This window comes from Chryseobacterium sp. GW823-FHT05E08 (genome assembly GCF_058795655.1).
Map to the genome: position 1 here is coordinate 737,400 of NZ_JBXAHY010000001.1, position 26,517 is coordinate 763,916.

The 26,517-nt window shown below is 33.6% G+C and carries 22 protein-coding genes; 5 read left to right on the forward strand and 17 right to left on the reverse strand.

Annotated features, from left to right (window positions below):
• Positions 1 to 190: 190 nt before the first annotated feature.
• Together AC1Q7L_RS03455 and AC1Q7L_RS03460 are read right to left on the reverse strand one after the other, a co-directional pair.
• Positions 191 to 487 carry a helix-turn-helix domain-containing protein gene (locus AC1Q7L_RS03455; RefSeq protein WP_492329376.1) on the reverse strand — a complete coding sequence of 99 codons (297 nt, stop codon included), beginning with the start codon at positions 485 to 487 and terminating at the stop codon, positions 191 to 193.
• 691 nt (positions 488 to 1,178) lie between these two features.
• Positions 1,179 to 2,423 (reverse strand): tyrosine-type recombinase/integrase, encoded by a 1,245-nt coding sequence (locus AC1Q7L_RS03460; protein ID WP_492305417.1) that lies wholly within the window; start codon positions 2,421 to 2,423, stop codon positions 1,179 to 1,181.
• A 306-nt stretch (positions 2,424 to 2,729) separates the two neighbouring features.
• On the opposite strand from AC1Q7L_RS03460, the gene AC1Q7L_RS03465 reads away from it, so the two are divergent.
• Complete coding sequence (locus AC1Q7L_RS03465; RefSeq protein WP_492305416.1) at positions 2,730 to 3,107, forward strand: hypothetical protein; 378 nt, start codon at positions 2,730 to 2,732, stop codon at positions 3,105 to 3,107.
• Between the two features lie 70 nt (positions 3,108 to 3,177).
• Here the strand turns inward: AC1Q7L_RS03465 and AC1Q7L_RS03470 are convergent, their stop codons facing one another.
• Positions 3,178 to 3,657 (reverse strand): MarR family winged helix-turn-helix transcriptional regulator, encoded by a 480-nt coding sequence (locus AC1Q7L_RS03470; RefSeq protein ID WP_492305415.1) that lies wholly within the window; start codon positions 3,655 to 3,657, stop codon positions 3,178 to 3,180.
• Complete coding sequence (locus AC1Q7L_RS03475) at positions 3,654 to 4,148, reverse strand: GNAT family N-acetyltransferase (RefSeq protein ID WP_492305414.1); 495 nt, start codon at positions 4,146 to 4,148, stop codon at positions 3,654 to 3,656. The genes AC1Q7L_RS03470 and AC1Q7L_RS03475 overlap by 4 nt, the downstream gene beginning before the upstream one ends.
• A 559-nt stretch (positions 4,149 to 4,707) precedes the next feature.
• Between AC1Q7L_RS03475 and AC1Q7L_RS03480 the strand changes: the two genes are divergently transcribed.
• Positions 4,708 to 5,547 carry a hypothetical protein gene (locus AC1Q7L_RS03480; protein WP_492305413.1) on the forward strand — a complete coding sequence of 280 codons (840 nt, stop codon included), beginning with the start codon at positions 4,708 to 4,710 and terminating at the stop codon, positions 5,545 to 5,547.
• Between the two features lie 74 nt (positions 5,548 to 5,621).
• Here the strand turns inward: AC1Q7L_RS03480 and AC1Q7L_RS03485 are convergent, their stop codons facing one another.
• From AC1Q7L_RS03485 to amaB, 8 genes are all read right to left on the reverse strand, one after another.
• Positions 5,622 to 7,037, reverse strand: coding sequence for a TolC family protein (locus AC1Q7L_RS03485; RefSeq protein WP_492305412.1), 1,416 nt, complete (start codon positions 7,035 to 7,037; stop codon positions 5,622 to 5,624).
• 89 nt (positions 7,038 to 7,126) lie between these two features.
• Positions 7,127 to 10,273, reverse strand: a complete 3,147-nt coding sequence (locus AC1Q7L_RS03490; protein WP_492305411.1) for an efflux RND transporter permease subunit — start codon at positions 10,271 to 10,273, stop codon at positions 7,127 to 7,129.
• Position 10,274: 1 nt separating this feature from the next.
• Entirely contained in the window at positions 10,275 to 11,462 is a 1,188-nt protein-coding gene (locus AC1Q7L_RS03495) for an efflux RND transporter periplasmic adaptor subunit (protein WP_492305410.1), read from the reverse strand.
• Position 11,463: 1 nt separating this feature from the next.
• Positions 11,464 to 11,919, reverse strand: coding sequence for a transcriptional regulator (locus tag AC1Q7L_RS03500; protein ID WP_066758545.1), 456 nt, complete (start codon positions 11,917 to 11,919; stop codon positions 11,464 to 11,466).
• 117 nt (positions 11,920 to 12,036) lie between these two features.
• Positions 12,037 to 12,549 (reverse strand): GNAT family N-acetyltransferase, encoded by a 513-nt coding sequence (locus AC1Q7L_RS03505; RefSeq protein ID WP_492305409.1) that lies wholly within the window; start codon positions 12,547 to 12,549, stop codon positions 12,037 to 12,039.
• 463 nt (positions 12,550 to 13,012) lie between these two features.
• Complete coding sequence (locus tag AC1Q7L_RS03510) at positions 13,013 to 13,243, reverse strand: DUF2007 domain-containing protein (protein ID WP_492305408.1); 231 nt, start codon at positions 13,241 to 13,243, stop codon at positions 13,013 to 13,015.
• 62 nt (positions 13,244 to 13,305) lie between these two features.
• Positions 13,306 to 14,631 carry an L-lysine 6-transaminase gene (gene lat / locus AC1Q7L_RS03515; protein ID WP_492305407.1) on the reverse strand — a complete coding sequence of 442 codons (1,326 nt, stop codon included), beginning with the start codon at positions 14,629 to 14,631 and terminating at the stop codon, positions 13,306 to 13,308.
• Between the two features lie 113 nt (positions 14,632 to 14,744).
• Positions 14,745 to 16,295, reverse strand: coding sequence for an L-piperidine-6-carboxylate dehydrogenase (gene amaB, locus AC1Q7L_RS03520; protein WP_492305406.1), 1,551 nt, complete (start codon positions 16,293 to 16,295; stop codon positions 14,745 to 14,747).
• A gap of 133 nt (positions 16,296 to 16,428) precedes the next feature.
• Here amaB and AC1Q7L_RS03525 point away from each other — a divergent pair, with 133 nt between their 5' ends.
• Positions 16,429 to 16,626: a hypothetical protein gene (locus tag AC1Q7L_RS03525; RefSeq protein WP_066758556.1), complete on the forward strand. Its 198-nt coding sequence runs from the start codon at positions 16,429 to 16,431 to the stop codon at positions 16,624 to 16,626.
• A gap of 73 nt (positions 16,627 to 16,699) precedes the next feature.
• Here AC1Q7L_RS03525 and AC1Q7L_RS03530 read toward each other — a convergent pair whose 3' ends face one another.
• From AC1Q7L_RS03530 to AC1Q7L_RS03550, 5 genes are all read right to left on the reverse strand, one after another.
• Positions 16,700 to 16,888, reverse strand: a complete 189-nt coding sequence (locus AC1Q7L_RS03530) for a type II toxin-antitoxin system antitoxin (RefSeq protein ID WP_054508887.1) — start codon at positions 16,886 to 16,888, stop codon at positions 16,700 to 16,702.
• A gap of 113 nt (positions 16,889 to 17,001) precedes the next feature.
• Complete coding sequence (locus tag AC1Q7L_RS03535) at positions 17,002 to 17,871, reverse strand: SPFH domain-containing protein (protein WP_410690428.1); 870 nt, start codon at positions 17,869 to 17,871, stop codon at positions 17,002 to 17,004.
• A gap of 333 nt (positions 17,872 to 18,204) precedes the next feature.
• Entirely contained in the window at positions 18,205 to 21,450 is a 3,246-nt protein-coding gene (locus AC1Q7L_RS03540; RefSeq protein ID WP_492305405.1) for a cytochrome c biogenesis protein, read from the reverse strand.
• 196 nt (positions 21,451 to 21,646) lie between these two features.
• Positions 21,647 to 22,228, reverse strand: coding sequence for a Crp/Fnr family transcriptional regulator (locus AC1Q7L_RS03545; protein WP_492305404.1), 582 nt, complete (start codon positions 22,226 to 22,228; stop codon positions 21,647 to 21,649).
• Positions 22,229 to 22,300: 72 nt separating this feature from the next.
• A complete protein-coding gene (locus tag AC1Q7L_RS03550; protein ID WP_492305403.1) occupies positions 22,301 to 22,945 on the reverse strand; it encodes a cysteine hydrolase family protein in 645 nt (214 codons plus the stop codon).
• A 258-nt stretch (positions 22,946 to 23,203) separates the two neighbouring features.
• Here AC1Q7L_RS03550 and AC1Q7L_RS03555 point away from each other — a divergent pair, with 258 nt between their 5' ends.
• Positions 23,204 to 25,729, forward strand: coding sequence for a DNA translocase FtsK (locus AC1Q7L_RS03555; protein ID WP_492305402.1), 2,526 nt, complete (start codon positions 23,204 to 23,206; stop codon positions 25,727 to 25,729).
• Positions 25,730 to 25,795: 66 nt separating this feature from the next.
• Positions 25,796 to 26,443, forward strand: coding sequence for an outer membrane lipoprotein periplasmic chaperone LolA1 (gene lolA1 / locus AC1Q7L_RS03560; protein ID WP_492305401.1), 648 nt, complete (start codon positions 25,796 to 25,798; stop codon positions 26,441 to 26,443).
• The last annotated feature ends 74 nt before the right edge of the window (positions 26,444 to 26,517 follow it).

Below are 26,517 nucleotides of genomic sequence, written 5' to 3' on the forward strand. Positions count from 1 at the left end.
TGTATTGTTTTAAAATTTTAGTTGATTTCTGGGCTGTTATTTGAGGTTCAAGCCCTAATGGATAAAAGTATTTGTTCTGGAAATGGAACTAATAAAGGGTAGTCTTTAACCTATGTCCAAACATAAACAAACTGTCACCTGATCGATTACATGATTTAGCTTTGAAATCATGTAAATATGAGAGTATTAGTTACTTTCTCTCCTTGAATAAAGAGTTTACTGCTTCTATTTCAATTTCAGATTTAGATTTGATTCTTCCTTTACAAATATAATCCATAATATCTTCTTTAAGATAAAAGCATTTATTATTTCTTTTACAGTACGAAATCTCTTTTCTTCTATTCATTGAGTACATTGTTCTTGGAGCAATATTCAATATTTCTGCTGTTTGCTCTAATGTAAAGATTGCTTCTTCATCTTTAGATTGAGTAAAATTGACTTTGAATTTTTCTAATTCGTCCTTAACTGTTGAATAATTTCTACTAATTCTTCAAAAATATTCTTCTTTAATGCTAAAAATAGTTCTTCCATATAGCAAGATTAAAGAGTTTTTGTTTAGTAAAAAAAAATATTAAAATTATTTTAATGTTAATTAGCTGAAAATATCTGTAAATACATAAAAAAAATGAGAAAATTGATGTTTTTTTTAATCCGTTTAAGTACCTAAATTTATTAAATGCTTTTACATAACCATTCAAGATGCAGTTTGATTAAACTCTCTGTAAATTGGTCATGATTTTTTGGTTCGGAAAGATTAAATGACATTTGATGAAAAAAAATCCTATTTTCTATTAAATTTTCTGTTTTTTCTTTGTTTTTCAACTTCTTTAATTGGCTTTTTATTGTAGAACACATATAATAGATAGGCTCAGATCTTTTGTGATTGATAGTTTCTCGTATAGCTTCAACTGTAGAGTGGGGTTTACAAATTATATAGTTTAATGCTAATACCCAATAATAAATTGGTAGTCTACTTCTATGCATGAGAGTATTTGATTTTAGAGAAGTTCTAAAATTGCATTTTTTGCATTCAAACGAAATTTTGTCTTTCTTCCAGTAATGTTCATCATATTTACAATTTTTGCAAATAATTTGATTTTCTTGCTTTATTTCTTTTAAAATCTTTATGCATAGTTCATCTGAAGAGAGGTTATTTATTATTGGTAATGTTATTAGCATTAGAAATTATATATTTTCTCGGTGATTTTTTGTTTATTCTCGTCCTCAATACTTCCAACGTAAGCCTGTGTTGTTCTTATATTGTTATGTCCTAAAAACTGTCTCAGTTCTTCAAGTGTAAGACTGGCATTGACCCCTAAAGTGGTAAAAGTATGTCTTGCCCAGTTTACAGAAATGTCAGATGTGATTTCGTTAGCTTTTGCGAGATTCTTTATATGCTGATTAATAAAACGAATAAAATTGTTAATCTTAGCCTTCTTTTGCTTTTCATCATCTGTATCTGAAACAATAGGAAATATAAGCTGATTTTTATTTTCAAAAGTAACTTTATATTTTTCAATCACTTCAAATAAAAAATCATTTATAAATACATCTATTGGAAACTGATTATCTCTTTTAGAAGATTTTGTTTTATTACGGATGAAGTAAAACTTTTTCAAATCAAAGTCAAAATCTTTATAACGTAATCGTGCAACATCATTTATATTCATTCCATTAGCGTAAAAACTGAAAAACCAAAAATCTTTTGCTTTTTGCTGTTCATTCGTTTTTGGTTCTGTTTCAAGTAATTTTCGTATATCTTTTTTAGTTAATGCTTTCTTAACTCTTGTGGAAGAGGGGATTTGATACCCGCTATTGAAAGGAGATGTCTTCTCGTAAATAGAATTTTCTTTAAGTGCCATGTTGTAAACGGCTCTTAAAGGTCTTAAATATGCTCCAACGGTTGAAATAGATTTATTTTCTTTTTCAAGATGTTTTTCAAATTTTTTTAACCATTCCTTTTTGATTGTCATAATATGAATATTATTAACATTCTCAGGATTTTTTTCATTAATAAATTTCCTAATTGCATTTAAACTACTTTGATAAAATTGAGCATTTCCAATTTGATCGTTTTTTTTCATTTCCTCTATTCTGTCATTATAAAAATCTATAAGATTTGTTTTATCATATCTATTTCCTGAATAATTTTTTTCAAAAACATCAAAATCAAAAGGAGTAATATTCTTGGCAATATCATTTGCCTTATTTTTGATCGCTTCCAAATAAATACTTTCTTCAATAAATCTCTTATTGACTTTTGGTTTATTTATTTCCTTATAATCTTCTTTACTATATGATTTTTTTATATCATATAATTTCGTCTTTTTCTCAATATTGCTATATACTCTTAATTTTACAGGGTATAAGCTGTTTTTAAGAACTCTTCGAGTGTCTAAATAAAAATCAATTCTATAATCCATATATCAAAAATATTTGTATTTTAGCGCAGTTGTAACATTCAGAAAACAAATGTACAAAAGGCTATTCGGGTTTTAATAAAATTTGCAAGAAATTTGCACAAAGAAATAGTCGATTTGCACAAAACAGAATGATAACAACGGGAGATTAAATTTCTAAAATTCCTTATTTTACAGTAGTTTAAACAATAAACGGGTAACAAACGGGTAATGGAAATATGGCACTATTTATGACTGGCAGTCTAAAGGTGACGGGTTCGATCCCCGTATTCTCCACAGATTTGATTATTTCATAAACGTATAAAAACTATGAAGAAACTTTTTTTACTCTTATTAACGGCTTTTATATTTATCGGATGTAGCTCTGATGATGATACTATTTACGATTTTATCGGAACATGGTCTGGGACTTATGAAGGAAGTGATAAAGGTGATTTTAATTTCGTTGTCGCTAGTGACGGGAAATTAACGGGCACTATGCATTCTACTGTAAAAGACGAAAATTATGTGATCACAGGAAGTGTAACTGATACAGGAGATCTAACAGGAGTAATAGGTACACCTTCAGACGGTGATTTTCATGGTACTTTAACAAGAGAAGATAAAAAAGGTACTGGAGGTTGGACAAATTCAGTTCCTACACCTGCAAGAGCCGGAACTTGGACTGGCGCGAAAAACAAGCAGTAAAATAATATTACAATATATAAAAGACTATCCGTTTGGGTAGTCTTTTTTTTGTTTGAAATCTCTAAGCCGTTTACTTAGCATTTTTCAATTCTAAGATTCTTTGTAAAAACGACTGAGCAGCAATTTTTTCCTCAGCTTCATTAATAGCTTTCAATAAATGATTCTCGTTATTTGATATTTCTCCTAATACTTTCGAGATAATTTCCCAAACCGGCTTCATTTTTTCTATTAATTCAAGACCTTTTGGAGCCAATTCGATTAAGCGTTTGCGTTCATCCGATTTATCTTTTTTAGATACAATCATTTTTTGTTTTTCAAGCTCTTTCAAAAGACTGATGGTTGAGGGATGTGTGTACCCTATTTCATTAGCAATTTCAACGACGCTGAGTACTTTTTTATGATGTAATGTAAAGATTACCGGAAACCATTTAGGCTCAAAATCGATCCCAAATTCTTTATAAACTAAAGCTCCATCTTTACGCAATTGCTCACTAAGACGTTGCAATCTCGTTGATAAGGCAAGAGTGCCGGATTCATTGATGACATTCATAAGTTGGATTTTAAATCAAGAAAACAAAATACATTATCGGCATTCATCACAGGGAATTTGGCAGGAAGTAATTCCTTATCGATGATCGTAAAATGATTTCGTTCGTAAAAACGCAATGCAGCTTTTAATATCGATACGGTTCCTAAATATACTTCATCTATTCCGTTTTCGCGACAGTATGAAATCAGAATTTCTAATAGTTTTTGGGCAATATTATGCTCCTTTCCTCTGAATTCTTTTTTCACAAACATCTTTCTGATCGCAGCAGCTTTATCGTCAAACTTTACCAAAGCTATTGTTCCGACCAACTCGCCATCGATAAAGGCTCCCCAGAAGCTTCCGCCATTGGCAAAATAAAAATCCTCTATCTGCATAAGATCCGGCTGATCATCTATTGTGATAGGAACATTAAATTCCTTTTGCTGAATATTCAGAACCAAATTTATAATTGATTTTGAATGTGTATTATTTACAGGACTGATTTCTAACATTGCATTTAATTTATGTACAAAACTACGTAGCTAACTACATATATGCAAATAAAATAAGCAATAATAATTTAATACTCTTTAAATGAGATGTTTAAGTTTTATTAAATTACTATTAATATTTTTTTATTTTAACAAATAAAAAGTTAAAAATGTTTATTTATCACTTTCAAGTTAAATTTTATACTTACTTAATTGTGTTAATATTTGAACAGTTATTATTAGAAATTTTAAATTAAATTTAAATAAACATGATATAATATCAATTTATTATCATTAAATCACTAATTAACTATTTAAAAATATTTACACTTACAAAGAAAAAAAAGAATAACATTCTATATTAGCATCATTATATTGAATAAAAATCATTAAATAACATTTATAATAGCATATATTAGTAAAGAAATGAATATAAAATTGTATTTTGTATATTTGTAATAAGTTTTATACGATATCATTTAAAATGATTGAATTATTATAAAAACAAAGCACCTTCACAGGCTTCAATTATTAGAAATGATAATTAACAATTAAAAATAGAAAAATGAAAAAAAGTTTAATGACAATTATTTTGGCAATGTCAATTTATGCTTACGCCCAAGTAGGGATTAACACAAACACGCCTATAGCTCAATTAGATGTTGTATCTAAAACTGCTGTTCCTGCGAATAAAGTTTTAAATATTCAAAACAGTAATGCTACTAATGCCAACAATCTCAGTATTTATGAAGACAGTAGAAGCTATGTGGGGAAACCAGACAGCGTTACTCCCAATGTAACGAATGATGCTTTAGTTAATATTTATGGAAGTACTAACCGATCAACTTTGAAATTGAATAATGCACCGTCTACAGAAAATCAGTCGGATGGAACAGCAAGACCGGGAGTAGATTACAATCACTTGACCCCTTTGTATGCTGACGTGAACGGAAACATTGTTAAAGCAGCCGATCCTTATGCTGCTATTGCTACTTCAGCAAATTTTGATGGTGTTTATAATGTCCCAAATACCACTGCCGGAGTAAAAATAGTAGATGCTTCACCGGTTGCATTAATAACATTTAAGTTTGCATCATCACTTACATTTGGGGTAGTTGCTACAGGAGCAAACATACTAGGAACAGTTAACTTTGGTGTAAATACAGGATTTTCATATTCTGATTTTGTTTCTGGCTCTGGTTCTGGATCCACACGTTATCCTGTTAGTATTGTGGTAGATAACCAAAATAGTGTAACATCTTTAGCTAGTTACAACCCTAGTCTTACAGTTGATTTTCCTGCAGCGAATTCGATTGATCTAGTATTCTTCTACCAAAACGGCGCTATATATGCTCGTAATACCGGTACTAGTGCTACTCCAATTGCTATTGCTATTATGCAATCAAAACGTTATAGATAAATAATTAATCTTAAAAATAAAAAACGTATGCAAATTTTGCATACGTTTTTTTTAATAAAAATATTTAGTAAATATTACTGCCATCCGCCTCCTAGAGCCTGATAAAGGTCTATTCCGGCTTTCATTTTACTGTATTCTGCGTTTGAGATATTCAATTCTGCGTTTAATGAATTTACGCTGGCATTCAATACTTCAAGATAGTTTGCCATACCGTAGTTCACCAATTCCTGAGAATAATCTACCGATTTTTTGTAAGCTGCCAATTCTTTTTCTTTTAAAGTAATAAAAGAATCCTGAACAGAGAAAACTCTTATCGCATCAGAAACTTCTTTTCCGGCTGTAAGAACAGTTTTTCTGAAGTTCAAATACGCTGTTTCTTTATTAGCTAAGCTTACTTCATAGTTGGTTCTGATCGTTCTCTTATTTAAAATAGGTTGAACTAAACCTCCAACAACACTCGCAAATAATGAATTCACACTGAATAAATGATCAATATCCAAAGACTGAATTCCTCCGCTTCCTGTAATTTTCAATGTAGGATAGAATTGAGCTTTTGCTGAATTTGTTAATTCAAATGCATTCATCAGACTGTATTCTGCTCTCATCACATCCGGGCGGTTTGCCAATAACTGAGCAGGATATCCTAATTTTAAATCGATTGGAATATTCTGTGTTTCCAACGTTGATCTTTCGATCGTGTGAGAAGGTTCTCCCATTAATAAGCTCATTGTATTCTCCAATAATTGGATCTGAGTATCAATATCAATCAATAAAGATTGTGCATTGAAAACAAGCGCTTCACTTTGCTGAACGGCAACTTCTGTTACAGTTCCCGATATTTTTAAAGCTTTGGTTGTTTCTAAATTTTTCTGACGAACGGCAATCGTTTCCGTAATGATTTTCTTCTGAGAATCATACGTCAACAACTGATAATACGCAGATGCAACAGAGGCTACCAAGTCACTTTTTACGGCTTTATGAGCTGCAACAGTTCCTAAATAAGTTGCTAACTGAGCTTTCTCCTGAGATTTTAATTTACCCCAAATATCAGCTTCCCAACCAACACTTGCTGTAATGTCAATTTGGTTGATGTATCTTCTGTCTCCAAATAACTGCCCCGTTTGGGTATTCAAAGACTGAGTCTGGAAAGAATATCCAGGACCAACACTTATTGTCGGTTCATAGGCTGCTTTACTTTGCTTTAAATAAGCCTCTGCAGAAGTAATACTCTGTAAGGCGATTCTTATATCTAAATTATTTTCTAAAGCTTTAGAAATATGTCCTTGAAGTATCGGATCGGTGAAAATTTCTTTCCAGGAAACATTCGCGATATTGGTACTGTCTTTAGGAAGCATATCTGTACGGAAAAGCTTTTCGTCTACAACACTTTTCGGTCTTTCATATTCTTTTCTCGCCATACAAGATGAAACGGCTGCAAGAATTGCGACTGAAAAAGTTATTCCTTTTATGATGTTTAATAAACTCTTCATTTTTTGTAATTAGAAGTTAGAAACTAGAGGTTAGAAGCTAGATTTAAAAACTAATTTCTAAAATCTAACCTCTAACTTCTCTAATTAAATTATTCTGCTAAATTGATTTCTTCTCTTTTAATTGGCTTCACTTTTTCTTGTAACGTTTGGAAAATCACATACAAAACAGGAATTACGAAAAGTCCTAAAATTGTACCTATTAATAATCCAATTGCAGCACCTGTTGCAATAGATCTGTTACCAACTGCTCCGATTCCGCTTGCTAAAACCAATGGTAATAGACCAAAGATAAAGGCAAATGAGGTCATCAAAATTGGTCTTAATCTCGCTTTTGCAGCATTGATGGCAGACATTACAATCGTTTCACCGTGATGTCTTCTCTGAACAGCAAATTCGATGATCAGGATGGCATTTTTCGCGAGCAATCCAACCAACATAATTAAGGCGATCTGGAAATAAATATTGTTTTCCAAGCCCATTACTTTTTGACCAAAATAAGCTCCCATTACCCCAAGAGGAAGAGAAATTACCACAACCAACGGAAGAATATAACTTTCATACTGAGCAGAAAGAATGAAGTAAACGAAGATTAAACTTAATCCAAAGATCAATAATGTCTGAGATCCTGAATTTAATTCTTCTCTTGTTAACCCCGTAAACTCTACATCGTAGTTTTGATTTAAAGTTTCCTTCGCTACATCCTGAACTGCCGTAATCGCATCCCCAGAACTGAATCCTGCGGAGTTGGCTCCAGTAATTTTAACAGAAGTAAACAAGTTATATCTGCTCACAGATTGTGGACCGTATGCTTTTTTCAGCGTTACGAACTGAGAAATTGGCGACATTACTCCGGAAGACGTTCTTACATACAATTCATTTAAGTTATTGATGTTTTGTCTGTTTTCAGGAAGTGCCTGAACCATTACTCTGAACTGTTTTCCGTATTTCGTAAAGTCAGCGGTATAAACTCCTCCGATATAGCCCTGCATTGTACTTAAAATCGTACTTACAGAAACTCCTACTTGTTTGGCCAAAGGAACATTAATGTCCATTTGATACTGAGGATATTTTGTGTTAAATGATGACTGAGCAAATTCAATCTCAGGTCTTTGCATCAATTTCCCGATAAATTCGTTTGTTTTATCATCAAGAGCGGAATAATCTCCACCTGATTTATCCAGCAATACCATTTCAAAACCGGCACTGTTACCAAAGCCCGGTACACTTGGCGGTTGGAAGAATACTACTTTTGCATCCGGAACTTTTCCTGAGATTCCGAATAATTTTTTAGTAATATCTTCAGAAGTCTGATTGTCTTTTTTTCTTTCGTCAAATGGTTTCAACTTAATGAAAGCCAAACCGTTATTACTTCCGTTTCCAGATAAGAAACCTCTACCTGTAGAAATCGTAACGTTTTGTACTCCTGGAACCTTCATTGCATTTGCCTGAAGTGTTTTCAAAGCATTGTACGTTCTTTCCATTGAAGCACCCGGAGGAAGCTGAACATCAGTAAAGATAATCCCTCTGTCTTCTGTTGGTACGAAACCTTTTTTCATCGTAGAACTTGCCCAGAATAAAATACCTCCTGTAACTGCAAAGATGATTAAGGTAACCCATTTATGTCTTAATAAGAACACAAATCCTCTTCCGTAACGATCTGTTGTCGTTTTGAAAGCAATATTAAATTTATAGAAAAACTTCTGTAAAAAGTTTAAATTCTTGTATTCTGCATGATGCGCATCGTGAGGTTTTAAGAATAATGAACATAAAACCGGACTCAATGTTAATGCATTAACTGCAGAAATAATGATCGCAATAATCAACGTAATACCAAACTGCTGATAGAAAACTCCCGTTGGGCCTGTAATAAATGTTACCGGAACGAATACCGCTGCCATTACCAATGTAATTGAAATAATAGCTCCTGTAATTTCGTCCATCGCTTCAACGGTTGCCTTTTTAGCATCGGAAATACCATGCTCCATCTTGGCGTGAACGGCCTCGACGACGACAATCGCGTCATCCACCACAATACCAATCGCTAGAACTAATGCGAATAAGGTTAAAAGGTTTAATGAATATCCAAATAAATTCAGGAAGAAGAACGCCCCTACAATAGATACCGGAACTGCAATCGCCGGAATCAACGTAGATCTGAAATCCTGTAAGAAAATATAAACCACGATAAATACCAAGATAAATGCTTCAATTAAGGTATGAACAACCTTTTCAATTGATGCATCCAAGAATTCGTTGGTATCAAAGTTAAATGTATATTTTACACCTTCAGGGAAGCTTCCTTCAGCTGATTTTAGGTAAGTTTTAATATTTTTAATGATCTCCTGAGCATTAGAACCCGGTGTCTGGAAAATACCCATACTGATCGATGGATTGTTTCCGTTTTCCCCGATTCCTGTGTAAGACTGTCCTGCCAATTCAACTTTAGCAACATCTTTCAACATCAAATTCTGTCCGTCAGGAAGTGCTTTAATGATGATATTATCGTATTGATCTTTTTCGTTGAATTTTCCGACATATTTAATGATATATTCAAAAGAACTTCCACTGTTTTGTCCGATAGAACCAGCCGCAGCTTCTCTACTCTGCTCGTTGATCGCTGTTGTAACATCATCCGGAGTTAATCCATAAGCCGCCATTTTTGCAGGATCCAACCAAACTCTCATTGAATAGTTTTTACCCCCAAAAACGTTGGCGTCACCTACTCCATTAATTCTTTTTAAATTTGGAATAACGTTGATATTCAGGAAGTTTTGAAGGTATACGTCATCTAAATCTTTATTTTCAGAATAGAAAGACATATACATCAAGGCACTCGTCTGTTGTTTCTGTGTTACAACCCCGGAACGCGTAACTTCACTTGGAAGCAACGGTGTCGCTCTGGTAACACGGTTTTGTACGTTTACCGCAGCAATATCCGGATCAATTCCTTGTTTAAAAAATACCTGAATTTGTGCTGAACCATCATTTCCAGCAGAAGAAGTAATGTAGTCCATTCCTTCCACCCCATTGATCTGCTCTTCCAAAGGTACTACAACACTTTTCATAACAGTTTCCGCGTTGGCTCCGGTATAGTTCGCTGAAACGCTTACTGTTGGAGGTGCAATATCGGGATACTGTGTGACTGGCAGGGAAATTAATCCCAAAACACCGAGAATCACAATCAAAATTGAGATTACGGTGGATAAAACCGGTCGGTTTATAAAATTTTTAATCATTTTAGAATTTCGGTTTTATAGATTGAACAAGGCTATCCATTTTTACTGGTTTTGGCTTCACGGCAGTTCCAGGTTTTAAACCTCCGATTCCTGCAGCAATAATAGTTTCGCCTTTATTTACGCCAGATTTTATTAAAGCCATATTTTCGATTCTGTCGATCACATTAATCACAACATTTCTCGCTGTGTCTCCTTTATCAACTTTATAAACGTAAACAATACCTTGTTGTTCGTAAGTTGCACTTTCAGGAACAACCAATACATTATCGTAAGCTTTTGGAAGTCTGATAGATCCACTATTCCCATTACTCAATAATTTCTGAGGGTTTGAGAATGCAACTCTAAACTGAATTGTTCCCGTTGTAGCATCAATTTGACCTGTAATCGCTTCAATTCTACCTTTTTCAGAATAAATACTTCCGTTTGCCAACTGTAATTCTACCATTGGAAGATTTTTAATCTTTTCTGGCAATGTAGCACCCGGAGATTTTTCTAAGAAATCAAAATATTCTTTTTCATTCATTGAGAAATAAGCGAATAATTCTGATGTATCTGAAATTGTTGTTAAAGCTGTTTGATCTGTAGGGCCAACTAAACTTCCTACTTTTAAAGGAAGCTTCCCGATAACTCCTGAAATAGGTGCACGAATGATAGAATATTCGATGTTTGCAGCTACTCCTTTATAATTTGCCGAAGCCTGTTGTTTTGCTGCCATTGACTGTTGCAACTGAGCTTTTGCCTGAGCTAAATTAGCCTGTGCAGTCTGCAACTGAACATCACTGATGATATTTTTAGCAACCAAAGGTTTTAATTTATTTACTTCAACCTGAGCTGCGTTTACGCCTGCCTGTGAAGCTGCGATTGTTGATTCAGCCGCGCCGATTCCTGCTTTTGCAGCAGCAGCGTTTTCTGTTAAGATATTGGTTTCAAGACGGAATAAAGGCTGTCCTTTTGTAACATATTGTCCTTCATCCACCAAAACCTGAGTGATATATCCTTGTATTTTCGCACGTACATCATTATTCACCCTACCCTGAATGGTAGCCGGAAATGTCTGATAACCTACGATATTTTTTACCTCCACATTCACTACAGGATATGGTTTTGCGCCATCCTGTTTTGGAGCTTCTTTTTTGCAGGCAGTGAGTGAAAATACCGCAATAGAAAGTATAACTAGCTTATTATTCATTTTATAGTTTATTAAGAGATTCTTGAATATTTATTATGTTTTTATCTAAAAGAGCTTTATAAGCTTCAATTTTTTCGTCGTAACCATCATCTTTAACTTTTTTAAACTTGTCTAAGTCATCCAGTAATTTTAATTCGTCCTTCATTTTTTGAACTATTTTTTCAAATCTTATTTTTTTGTACTCATCATTGATAAAAAAATATCTTTTTCGTTCATCCATTTTATTGTGATCTACAATAAGCTGTGAGCTCAGCAGTAAAGAAATACTCGTAGAAACAGAGCTTTTACTTGCAGAAAGCACTTCAACAAACTCATCAAATGTAATCCCCATCTTTTCATAATCGAAAAGAAGATAGGCGTAAATTTTTGAAGCTAACGGTGGTAAATTGAAAACGGTGCCATAGAATTTCACAGCATCCTGAAAAATTTTTTCGTCAATTTCTATACTCTTATGCATTGTATATAATTTGAAGCAAAAGTAGATAATTAGTTCAGAACTAAACGAACAAACTCAATAGAGTTTATAAATGAAGTATCTTTTAAAAATTCAATAAAGATTGATTTAACTTTTGGCTTAAATGATAATCTTCTCAAAAGCCTTCCTCATTCCACCTGAAAGAAAAACCTCTCCACAATAAGAATAACCTTGTTTTTCAAGGATTTTTAACATGGCAATATTATCATAATTCGTGTCTACTTTTACGCTTTGCACTCCATTTTCTTTGGTGAAAATTTCAATATGATCGAAAAGTTTTTTAGCCAATCCTTGTCCGGCAAACTTTTCATGAACAGCTACTCTGTGAACAACGACAAATTCTCCGTCACTCAGCCAAGCGCCTTCGATCGTGCTGTAAGCTGGTTCATCATTAAAAATAAGTGCTACATAAACGGCGATTTCTCCGTCAACCGTTAAAACAAAACCGAAGTTTTTTGCAATATCACTTTCTATGGTATCAAGATTGGGATAACCGTTCTGCCATTGTGTGCTTCCGTCTATTCTTCTTCTTTCAATTGCCTGTTGGATAATTTCCCAGATTAGATCTCTGTCTTCAATTTCTGCTTTCCTTAGTTTAATTTCTTGCGTCATGTTTATTTTAGTATTGAAAATTGAAATATTTTAAAAGTCTAGTTTATCTCCTGATCTTAGGCTGAAAAGCTCATGAAAACTACATCTATTGATTGTTTTTGAGAGCAGAAGTTAAATGCTAAACATACATTTTTGTGAAAATAATTATTTAATCCCTGAATATCAGATAATTTAATTAAATAAAATGATTAAATTTTGTTTAAATAAGAGTTTATAGAAACTATTTTTGAAATTGATCTGATGCTTTCTTTAAACGCAAAGATCGCAAAGTTTTTTCTGAATACTAATCGTTTTTAAGGCTCGCAAAGGCATTTCACTCAGCAAAGCGCGCTACAAATTACGAGTTACAAATAATCATAAATACTTATTTCTGCATTCAAAAAAGGAATAAAAAAAACCGAAAATTAATGTTAGTTAATTTTCGGTTCGAAGTAGTAAAATTTAAAATTATGAAATTGTTTTTTTATTGGTTTTCACTTTGTTGAAGATAAGCATCGATAATTTCAAATGCTTTGCTCTCCTGTTCCAAATCTACCATAACTTTTAACGATGTTGCTGTTGGCGTCGTTGTAAAAGTCAGATAACTGTTTTCAACTGCATTTGTAATTTGTGCATCATCCAATTTAGATTTGATTAACTGTATTTCTGAAGGTTTATCACTTTCAAAAACGGATACTCTCGTACTTCTTTCCATGTTCTATATCGTTTGAGTATCTAAATGTACAATGTTTTTTTTAAAATTACAAATATTCAGTTTTAAATTTTCTTAATATTATTTTCGATTTTATCTAAAGCTAATTGAATTTCTTCCTTCGTCACATTTAAGTGTGGTCTGAATCGAACTGACTGACCTCCACACGATAAGATAATTAATCCGTCATTAAAAAGTTCATTAATTAAATGATTTCTTTCTTCCGATGTAGGCAAATCTATCGCACACATTAGACCTCTTCCTCTTGCATTTGAAATTTTTTCAGGATATTTTTGAGCCAGATTTTTCAATCCATCTAATAAATAATCACCAACAATTCTCGCATTTTCGACAAGGTTTTCCTGCTCGATAACTTCCATCACCAATTGGAAACGAAGCATATCAATAAAGTTCCCTCCAAAAGTGGAGTTAATTCTTGAACTTTCTCTAAAAACGTTATTCGGAACCTGGTCAAATTTCTCTTTATTTGCTAAAACTCCACAAACCTGCGCTTTTTTACCAAAAGAAATAATATCCGGCTTTGCTGTGAAATGTTGGAAAGCCCACATTTTTCCTGTAATTGCGATACCTGTCTGAACTTCATCGTAAATCAAAAGAATTTCGTTTTGATCACAGATTTTTCTTAAACCTAATAAAAATTCATCTCTGAAATGGTTGTCACCACCTTCAGCCTGAATCGGTTCAATGATGATACAAGCTACTTTATCAGGATGCATTAAAATTGCTTCCTCGATATTTAATAAAGCCAATCTTTCGTTCTTGATCGTTTCTTCTAAGTTCTCCTCAGTAATCGGGAAACTTAGTTTTGGATTCAGAATTCTTGGCCAATCGAACATTGGGAAATATTGATATTTTCTTGGGTCAGAAGTATTAGTTAAACTCAATGTATAACCGCTTCTTCCGTGGAATGCCTGCTTGAAATGGATACAAATTCCGGCTTCAGTTTGAAGTCCTTTTTCAAAATTCTTACGGGTTTTCCAGTCGAAACATGCTTTCATTGCATTTTCAACACCTAAAGTTCCGCCTTCAATAAAGAAAGCATACTGCAATTCTTCAGGAATTACCACTCTTTCGAAAACTTCTAAAAAGTGCGCATATTCCTCAGAATAAACGTCTGCCAAAGTGGGTTTGTTAACAGCCATTTTCCCTAACCAAGCCGATCTTTCAAGAAGGTAAGGGTGATTGTAACCGATGGAAGCCGATGCAAACATCGAAAACATATCTAAATATTCTCTGTCTGAAAGCTTGTCATACAGCCATGATCCGTGAGATCTTTCGATATCCATCACGAAATCAAAACCGTCTGCCAAAACGTGCTTTCCTACTGTTTCTTTTACTTTATTTGCCTGTATATCTAATGTGTGTTCCATATTTTTTAAAATTTAGTGATTAAGAATTCAGAGATTTAGAAATTAGTGACTGGTAATTTCTTAATGTCTAAATCTCTTAAATTTTTTAATTGTTTTAACTTAAATTAAAACTTTTATAAATCGAACTTAATTCCTTGTGCCAAAGGAAGTTCTGCGGTGTAATTTATAGTGTTAGTTTGTCTTCTCATGTAGTATTTCCAAACGTCAGAACCGGATTCTCTACCGCCTCCTGTTTCTTTTTCACCACCGAAAGCACCACCGATTTCAGCACCGGAAGTTCCGATGTTTACGTTGGCAATTCCACAGTCTGAACCTGCCTGAGAAAGGAATAATTCTGCTTCTCTCAAGTTTTGAGTCATGATCGCAGAAGATAAACCTTGAGGAACATCATTCTGAATAGCAATCGCCTCGTCCAACGTTTTGTATTTAATTAAATATAAAATCGGTGCAAAAGTTTCGTGTTGAACGATCTCGAAAGAATTTTTTACTTCAGCGATACATGGTTTTACATAACATCCTGATTCGTAATCTTTACCTTCTAATACTCCACCTTCAACGATGAATTTCCCACCTTCTTTTTTACATTTTTTGATTGATTCTTCGTACTGATTTACTGCATCAACATCGATAAGCGGTCCAACGTGATTATTTTCATCCAATGGATTTCCAATTTTCAACTGGCCGTAAGCTTTTACCAATCTTTTCTTAATTTCTTCATACACATCTTCGTGAATGATCAGCCTTCTTGTACTTGTACATCTTTGTCCAGCCGTTCCTACAGCTCCAAAAACAGCTCCGATGATCGACATATCGATATCTGCATCTTTAGAGATAATGATAGCGTTATTTCCGCCTAATTCAAGGATAGATTTCCCGAATCTTTCTGCCACTTTAGTAGAAACCATTCTTCCGACTCTGGTAGAACCTGTGAAAGAAACCAGAGAAACCCTTTTGTCTTCCACTAATTTTTGTCCGATCTCGTGGTCAGAAACCAATAAGTTTGAAACTCCTTCTGAAATATTATTCTCTTTAAGAACTTCAGCCATAATGTTCTGACAAGCTATCGCACAGAAAGGCGTTTTTTCTGATGGCTTCCAGATGGTAACGTTCCCACAAATCCATGATAAAGCTGTATTCCAAGCCCAAACTGCTACCGGAAAGTTGAAAGCTGTAATAATACTTACAATTCCAAGCGGGTGATATTGCTCGTACATTCTATGACCAGGTCTTTCAGAGTGCATTGTGTACCCATGAAGCTGTCTTGATAAACCAACTGCAAAATCGCAGATATCGATCATTTCCTGAACTTCGCCTAAACCTTCCTGCAAAGATTTACCCATTTCATAAGAAACAAGTTTACCCAGATCATCCTTATATTCTCTTAGTTTTAATCCTAATTGTCTTACTAATTCTCCTCTTCTTGGAGCCGGAATCATTCTAAATTCCAAAAATGCCTTTTGAGCAGATTCTATTACTTTATCATAATCGCTCTCTCCGGAAGTTTTTATTTTACCAATCAATCTTCCATCAGCAGGAGAATAACTTTCAATCGTTTTGCCTGAAGCAAAGTATTTTCCACCTATGGAAGTTCCTTTATTTTCATCTTTAATACCTAGATTTTTGAGTGTTTTTTCGATCCCGAAATCTTTGACTTTTTTAGACATAAATATTACTTTTCGTTTCCTCTAAAGATAAAAATATTATGCGAATCCCAAAATTTTAATTTTTTAGCAACTTTTTATTTGGACTAATTATAAACATGCTTATCTTTGTAGGGTAATCATTTGAATTTCAGAAATGGAAAATAATAAAACGGTAAACGAGCCGGTAGAAGAAAAGAAAAACTCCAAATGGAAGCAATTGCTTAAAAAATTTGGGATTGGCGGAATTATCTTCTTTACCGTAAAAGGAATCATTACTTCTACTCTTATCTATTTTCTTGGGAAAAATTTCTGGAGCATTATCAGCGGTTACTTTACAGGGATATTTGATTAATTAATTGATATATTTGAATATAAAAAAGCAGAGAATTATTTCTCTGCTTTTCTTTTTGTTGAAGGTGATTATTTTATTCTTTTTTCTTTCTTCCCGATTCCACCAGTTTTTGATGTAGCAAATACTCAATCTGCCCGTTTACACTCCTGAATTCATCACCTGCCCATTTTTCCAGAAGTTTGTACGTAGACTCATCTATCCTTATGACGAAAGATTTTTTGCTTTTGTTTTCGGTAGAATTTTGAGCTTTTTCTGATTTCATTTTCTTTTGTTTTCTGATGCTTTTTTAAACGCAAAGGGCGCAAAGTTTTTTTTGACTTACTTTATATTTTTAAGTTCGCAAAGGCGTTTCACTCAGCAAAGATTGTAAGAAATTTAATTATACAAAGTTCCGGCATTTACGATGGGTTGTGCTGCTTTTTCGCCGCAAAGAACAACCATTAAATTACTTACCATTGCTGCTTTTCTTTCATCGTCCAATTCAACGATATTGCCTTCTGAAAGCTTTTTTAAAGCTAACTCAACCATTCCAACTGCACCTTCTACAATCTTAGTTCTTGCTGCTACAATTGCTGTTGCTTGTTGTCTTTGAAGCATTGCCCCAGCAATCTCAGAGGCATATGCTAAATGTGAAATTCTGGCTTCCTGAATAATAATTCCTGCCTTTGAAAGTCGGTCTGTTAATTCCTGCTCTAAGATAGAATTGATCTTGTCACCACCTTCTCTTAAAGTAATCGGCGCGTGATCATCTTCTAAATTATCATAAGGAAAACTCATCGCCAAATGACGAACCGCTGCTTCACTCTGCATTTTCACGAAGTCTGAATAACGCTCAACATCAAAAGCTGCTTTGTAAGTATCTCCTACCTGCCAAACCATTACTACTGCGATCTCGATTGGATTCCCCATTTTATCATTTACTTTCAAAGTCTGTCCCTGTAAGTTTTCTGAACGAAGAGAGATTTTCTGTGAAGAATATAAAGGATTAATGAAAAACAATCCGTTGTCTTTTACAGATCCCACATATTTTCCGAAGAAATTTAACACTCTTGAGTGGTTTGGCTGAATGATCATCAAACCTTTAATAAAGAAGAAAAATGCAACAAAACAGACTCCAGCCAACACAATGTTTGCAATATTTTCACTACCCGCTCCTGTAATAAATAGAAATACAGATGCAATAAATAAGACTAAACAAATTACCAAAGCAAGATAACCTGACATTGGTTTTAAAACTTTTTCCATAATTGTAGATTTTAAAATGATATTATTTTGATATCATAAAGATATAAATGGATTTTGAATTATGAAATATAAATTATACTTTTTTTAATGTGGAAATTTTCTTGATGTTGATGTTTAAAAATTTAAACCATTAAGATTTTTTAAGGAGTTAAGGAATTTAAGTTAGATTCTTCATTTCGCTTTGCTTTATTCAGAATGATACTGCAATTGTCATTTCGACGGAGGAGAAATCTCTTAATAATCTTAACTCCTTAAAAAATCTTAATAGTTATTATCCAACAAAAAATCCCGAAAATTACTTTTCGGGATTTAATTTAAATATGATTTTAAAATCTATTTTTTATTTAAAGCTTTAAACTTAACGTAAGAAACTGCAGATAAAATAATCATCGATGCAAGTCCGATGTAAACCCAAGCCGGAACCGGAACAGGATCTCCCGCTGCATAAGAGTGAAGTCCGCTTAAGTAATAATTTACTCCAAAATACGTCATAACCATTGAACAGAATGCAAACATTGTTGCTACGTTGAATGCCCATTTGCTTCTTAATCCAGGAACCAATCTCATGTGTAAAACAAAAGCATATACCATGATCGAGATGAAAGCCCAAGTTTCTTTCGGGTCCCAGCTCCAGTATCTACCCCAAGATTCATTCGCCCAGATTCCTCCTAAAAAGTTACCTACTGTTAGGGCAAATAAACCGATGGTAAGAGACATTTCAGATACAATCACTAATTCTTTTAATGTTGTATCATGATGAATTTTGTACATTTCTTTACTAGAAATAATATAAAATACTAAACTGATTACTGCAATAATCATCGACAGGGCAAAGAAGCCATAGCTTGAAACAATAATCGCAACGTGAACGATCAACCAATATGATTTTAATACCGGAACCAATGGCGTAATCTGTGGATCAAGCGCTGAACCTCCGTGTGCAAATCCCATCATAATTACTGCAACCATAAATCCTGCTGCAGGAATTAATGCATTTGAGTTTCTGTACAACGCTAAACCAGCTGAAATTCCGACCCAAGAAATAAAGATAATTGCTTCATAACCGTTACTCCAAGGTGCATGACCTGAAATATACCATCTTGCAACCAATCCTAAGAAGTGGAAAATATATCCGAATATTCCTATTACAATAATTACTTTAATGATCTTGTTTAAAAGCTTGTTAGGCTTAAATAATTCAACAAAACCTAAGACCAATAATAACCCTCCAATAATGGTATAGAATATTAATAATTTGAAGTTGATATTCACTTTATTCATGAATACTTCCAAATCAACTTTAGATTTTGAAGGAACAACCGCTTTCCCCCATTTTTGCTGATAATCTGAAAGCTTTGCCAATTCAGCATCTGCTTTACTCCAGTCTCCTGATTTTTGAGCCGTCAATACTTCTGCAAAATAAGGTCCCATCACTTGCTGAGATTCCATATCCGGTTCAAATTTTTGATCTAACCAAGAATGCCAAGTGTGATTTGCATCATTTTTCACAGGAACAATTTTCATGAACTGACCGCTGAAGAATTCATTAAAAATCTGAACTCTTTCGTTTACTTTAATAATCTGTTTGTCATATTCAGTTTGTTCTGATGCTTTCTTACGAAATGCAGTGTTATAATCTGCCTCTAAAATATACGTTAGATTTCCATTAGCATCAGCCGGGAAAAGACTCATCAAAGAAGTATACCCATCTTCATTGGCTTTTGTTTTTTCTAAAAGCGCTTTTCCTCCTTTTGAGTCTACTTTAATCATTGGAACCATCGTCCAACTTGGAGTATCGGTATTAATTGAGATAAACCATTGATCAGCTGTTAAAGACTTTCCATCCGTACCTCTGAATGCATCTTTTTGGTAAAGTTTTCTTAAAATATCTAAAGCCTGAGTGTTGATCGGAACAATTCTTCCTTCAATATTCTGCACCAATAAATATCCGAATTTATCGGCATGTTCTGCACTGATTTTGTTTCTGGCGATAATTTCATCTGCCGAAACCAATTTCATTTTTGTAAATGGCTGTGCGGCTTGTGGCTGAACCGTTTCAGATGTCGGAGTGTGGTTATGGCTTTCTCCTTCTACATGAACATGTTCTCTGCTTCCGTCTGTTGTTCCGTGCGTTTCAATTTTCTGAGCATTTAAGCCTAAACTTAAGAACAATAGCACAACCATTGCTGCTCTTTTCTTGTTAACGTCTTTCAGCATTTTATTTAATTTCCAGAAGTGAGTTCCTTTCCAGAAGAAAATAACAAACATTCCTGAAAATAATAATGTGTATCCTATATAAGAGATCAAAGTTCCCCAGAAATCGTGGTTTACAGAAAGTACTGTTCCCATTCTGTCCGGATCAAAACTTGACTGGAAGAAACGGTAACCGCCATGATTTAAAACGTGATTCATATAAATTTTATAAGGCGTTTGTTTTCCTTCATCAATGATTTTAATGTGACTTTCATAAGCACTTGGAGATGTACTTCCAGGATAAGTTTCCATTACGAAATCATCTAATTTAAGTGCGAAAGGAGTGTTGTAAACTTTAGGACCGAAACCGACCATAATGTTTAAACCATCCATTGTTACTTGTTTGTAAGCATTTGGATTTCCTCTTTCTACAGAAAGTTCTACTAATTGTTTTGTTTTTGGCCCTTGAAGTTCAACTGTCAAAACATCGGGAATATTAGCATCTTTCTTTCTGTCACCTTCGATAGAAAGTAGTTTTCCTTTTTTAAGACCTTCAGGTACAACTAATTTCAGTTCATTAATGCTATATAAACTTCTCAACGCTAAAGGCTGGAATTCGTCTTTCGTTGTATTTCCTGTAGCCTGAGTTGCCATCGTCATATAAGTAGCATCAACAGGAGTTTTAATGAATATTTTTCCTCCTTCAGTTTTGAATTCTACCGCACCTTCAATTGCTCTGTTGAATGTTACCAAAGTTCCGTTAATAGACTTAGTTTCACCCGGTTTGATGAAGATATTTTGTCTTCCTGTTTTTCCTGTAGATACCAAATGTAGATATTCGGCACCGCTTGGATCAGCCAGTAAGCTGTCTTTTTTTCTTTGAACGTAATCTTTTGTTACCACTTTAATTTCCTTACCGTGGAAATCATAAGTCGCATTGAAATCTTTGTGCAAAGGAGACATCAGATAAGGAACATCTTGATAATTAAGAATATCACCTTTTTCTTCAATCTGAATTTTAAAGAAATTTTTGTCGGTTACGATTTCGTTTGAAGTTTCACCTTCTCTGATGTGCATTGTTCCTTCAAAACTGATGTATCTGGTAACTGCACCCCCAACGAAAATGAAAATGAATGCAAGGTGAAATACCAAAACCGGCCATTTTTCTCTTTTCCAAAGTCTGTATCTTCCGATATTTCCTATGAAGTTTAACATAAGCAGAACCATAATCAGTTCAAACCATTTTGCTTCATAAATTAACGCTTTTGCTGTTGGAGTTCCGTAATCGTTTTCTAAAAACGTGGCATAGGCCATCGAAAATGCGAATACCAGTAACAGCACAGCCATTGTTCTGGTTGAGATAAGAATATCTTGGAGCTTCTTCATGATTTATTTTACTTGACATGCAAAAATAAGGATGATAAACCACAAAGAGGATAAAAAAAGCTGTTTTTTGTCACTTTGAAGCCTATTTCCGCTATTTTGAACCATTCTTAATAAGTTAAAATAAATTGAAGAAAATTCAAAACCAAATAGCCTGAAAATGTGAATATATAAAACCTATTCTGATGATTGAGGTTATCTATTTTCCTAATGTCGTTTTCTTTCTGATTTTACTTAAAAACTCATGAGAAATTCCCAAATAAGAAGCAACTTGCTGTTGGGTTAACCGCTGTTCTAATGTAGGATACTTTTCTAAAAATTCAAGATAGCGCTTGTCTGCTGTTTTATTCATCAACGATAAAATCCGTCTTTGCAAAGCCACCGAAGATTGTTGATTCATAATCCTGAAAAGTTTTTCAACCTGCGGCATCGTTTCGTAAAGAAGCTCTTTGTCTTTTTTTGAGATCATTAAAACTTCACTGTTTTCTAATGCTTCAATATTTAAAGTGCTTGGAACATTGTTGATTAAGCTGTCAAGATCTGTAATCCACCAACTTTCAACTGCAAAATATAGGGTTTGCTCGAATCCGTCTTCTGTTAAAAAATAAACTTTGAAACATCCATTTAAAACAAAGCCTTCAAAAAGGCAATAATCCCCTTCTCTTAATGCAACTTCTTTCTTTTGAAATTTTTTAAGCTGAAAAGGCTCAGAAAAACGTTGAAATTCTTCTTCCGAAAGTGAAATGTGACGAGTAATATTTTTATAAAGTAAATCGAGCATCATTACTGTTTAAAGCAAAATAAAGATACCAATAATTATTGATATCTTTATTTATAATTGATTTGATTGTTATTATTTCCCTTTTAATAAATCGGAAGTCGTAATAACTCTAGAATAAAGATTTCCTAATGTTGAAATTCCCGCCAAGAATGATCTCTGAATTTCTTCTGCTTTTACAATTTTTCCAAATAACTCTCTGTCTCTGGTTGCTGTTGCATCGCTTACAATTGTATTATTGAAACCTAAATCAAAAGCCGCTCTTGTCGTAGATTCTACACAAACATCGGTCATCATACCTGTAATTACAAGATTTTTGATTCCTTTTGATTGTAAATATTCCAACAATTCTGTTTCTCTAAAACTGTTTGGGTAATGTTTTGTAATTATTTTTTCATCTTCTCTTGGCAAAACTATTTTATTAATTTCGGCACCTGAAGTATTTGGAATGAAAAAAGTAGCTCCTTCCTGAGTTGCAATATGCTTAATATGAATAACGGGTAATTTCTGAGTTCGGAAATAATCCAAAACTAATTTCGCGTTGTTACCTGCCTTTTCATAACCAACCAATTCCATATTTCCTCCTTTAAAATAATCGTTTTGAACATCAATGATTAATAATGCTGTATTTTCCATGCTTTCTTTTTTTTGTGCGTTAATTTTAAGTAATGAAATGAAGACCAAACAGATGGTCATTGCGATTTTAAATAAATTTTTCATAATTTCTATTGTTTAATTATTATGATGCAAAACTACAGAGCTTTCAATTCAAAAAAATTGAACTAGTTCAAAAAAGCATTTTATGACTTGATTTTTTTATTGAAATCAATTTATTACTTCAATGGTTTTAAATTTTAGAGTAATTTCCTTTTAAAAGTGAAGTTTATTATAAAAAAATTAACATAAATTAGAGTTCTATTTTGGCTAAAAAAAATTCATTAGTATTGAAAAAACACTAAATTTGCCCACACTGATATTATGGACAAAAAGACACAAAAACAACAAGCGGAATCGCCTGAAAAAGGCAAAATCTTATCTAAGCCACGTATTTTCATCGGGCTTACTTTTATACTTTTTTCTGTAGTGCTTGTTTTCTCATTCATTTCTTATTTAATGAATTGGAAAGCAGACCAAAGCCAGGCAGGAACAATGATGGACAAAACTATAAAGTCATCAAACATTTTTGGAAAACTCGGCGACTGGCTCGGGAATCTCTTTATTTTTGAAAGCATAGGCGTTGCCTCTTTTATTATAGCGTTTCTTTTCACGGTGACAGGTACAATGATCCTGAAAAAGAAGATCTTTAAACCCTGGATGACTTTCGGACATTCTTTATTCTTTATTTGCTGGCTTCCTGTTTTGTTTGGAGCAATTACTAAAGGACAAGGTGTTTTTAGCGGAGTTTACGGTTATCAGATCATGGATTCTTTGAATGCCATCATTGGAAGTGTTGGACTTTGGACAGTCTTAGTGGCTAGTATTGCATTGTATTTTATTTTGGAATTTAATCTTCGTCCAAGCTCGATGAAGGCAAAATTGGATAAGATCAATGAAAATACGATCGGAAAAGTAAAATCTATGATGCCAAATTCTGAGGAAAACTTTGAAGCTGATGAAGAATTGGAAGAAGAAATCCAAGAAACGGCACCTCATGTTTCGGTAACAGACACGACTCAGAAAATAAAAGTTGAAGAACCTGTGAGTGTTCCGAAAGGATTTCCTGAGGTTCCTGTTTCAACAAATTTAGAACCGATCACAACTCCAAATCATACTTCATTTGAAGAAGATAAAAATGATTTTTCACCATCATCTGTTAGTTTAAATCTAAATACAAAACCTGCCGTTCCAGTTTCAAGTCCGGAAGAAGCATTTGATATTAATCCTCCAAAACCGGTTGTTAAAGATGAGATTAAATTCAATGTAGAAGTTGCTCCGGTAATTGATATTTTGGATGAATCTGACAGAAAATCTAAAGACCTCGTTGACAAGCACGGACTTTACGATCATAAATTAGATTTGGCGAATTTCCAAATGCCTCCTGTTGAACTTTTAACTGATTATGGTAATGAAGAAATTTCTATTAATAAAGAAGAATTAGAAGAAAATAAAAATAAGATTGTTGGACTTTTAAAGAATTTCAACGTTGGTATTTCTGAAATTAAAGCGACGATCGGGCCAACCGTTACATTATACGAAATTGTACCGGAAGCCGGAATCAGAGTATCAGCCATTAAAAAACTGCAGGATGATATTGCTTTAAATCTTTCAGCATTGGGAATTAGAATTATCGCTCCAATGCCAGGGAAAGGAACAATCGGCATTGAAGTTCCAAGAAAAAATCCTACGATGGTTTCTATGCGTTCTGTGATCGCGTCGCATAAATTCCAAAATACAGATATGGATCTTCCGGTTGTGTTTGGAAAAACAATTTCTAATGAAGTTTTCATGGCCGATCTGTCAAAAATGCCTCACTTATTGATGGCGGGTGCTACAGGTCAGGGTAAATCAGTTGGAATTAATGCAATTCTTACTTCCCTACTCTACAAGAAGCATCCAAGCGAATTAAAATTCGTAATGGTGGATCCTAAAAAAGTAGAACTTTCTCTATATTCAAAAATTGAAAGACATTATTTAGCCAAACTTCCGGATACGGATGATGCAATTATCACAGATACAAATAAAGTAATTAATACTTTAAATTCTCTTTGTGTAGAGATGGATCAACGATATGATTTGCTTAAAAATGCATTCTGTAAAAACTTAAAGGAATACAATAAAAAGTTCACGGAAAGAAAATTAAACCCTGAAAACGGTCACCGTTATTTACCTTACATCGTTTTGGTTGTTGACGAGTTTGCAGATTTAATTATGACTGCAGGAAAAGAAGTTGAATTACCAATTGCAAGATTGGCACAGCTGGCAAGAGCGGTAGGAATTCACTTAATTGTAGCAACACAAAGACCTTCTGTAAACGTAATTACGGGTATGATTAAGGCTAACTTCCCTGCTAGAGCTGCATTTAGAGTAATTTCAAGTGTGGATTCAAGAACGATTTTGGATTCTCCGGGAGCAGATCAGTTGATCGGTAAAGGAGATATGCTTTATTTTAATGGAAATGAAATTTTAAGACTTCAATGTGCTTTTGTAGATACACCGGAAGTAGAAAGACTGGCAGAATTCATCGGTGAACAAAAAGGATATGCATCTGCTTTCCTACTTCCTGAATATGTTTCAGAAGAAGCTACAAGTAACGTCGGTTCTTTTGATCCAAATGAAAAAGATGCTTTATTTGAAGATGCAGCGAGAATTATTGTTTCGACTCAACAAGGGTCTACTTCAATGCTTCAGAGACAATTGAAATTGGGTTACAATAGAGCAGGAAGAATTATGGATCAGTTGGAAGCAAGTGGTATCGTAGGAGGTTTCAACGGAGCAAAAGCAAGAGAAGTGATTATCAGTGATCTTCATTCTTTGGAACAGTTTTTGGAAGATTTGCGTAGATAGAAGGATAAACGTCATTTGACGACACCTTTTGAAGTTGGAAATGTTTAAGAGTATAAAATTAAAAAAATGAAAAACAGTATTTCAAAAATAATATTAGGAGGATTTGTAATTGGAGCAGTTGGATTTACCAATGCACAGAAAATTGATGCTAAGGCTAAAAAAATATTAGACGACATCACAGCAAATTACAAGTCTAAAAAGAACACCTATTTTAAATTTTCTTTCGGAAGCGGAGTAAACGGAACGGTTGGAAAAACAGAACCGGGAATTTATTACGCTGCAGGAGATAAATATAAATTGAAGATCATGGACACAGAACAGATCTTCGACGGTAGCAAAATTTACAACATTAATACAGAAGATATGGAAGTAACTGTTGCAAAGCCAAACGCAAGCAGCACGATGTTCTCTCCTATCAATTATCTTTCTTCATACAGAAATGATTACAATGTGACCTATGATGGAAAGAAAACTGTAAATGGAGTAAGCACAGATTTCATTAAATTAACTCCCGTAAAAGCAAACGGGTTAAAATATGTCTACATTTTTGTAGATTCTGCTAAAAAACAAATGGTAAAACTGGAACAACACGGAAATAATAAAGACGTTGCCGTAATTGCCATTAAAGAATATAAGGAAAATCAGGATCTGGATGCCAATATGTTTGTATTTGATAAGAATAAATACAAAAATTACGTTATTACAGAACTATAAATAAAGCAAAATAGCGAAATCGGAGAACTGTATCAGAATCAATTATTCAAAAGCAAATTTGCTGTTTTACGATT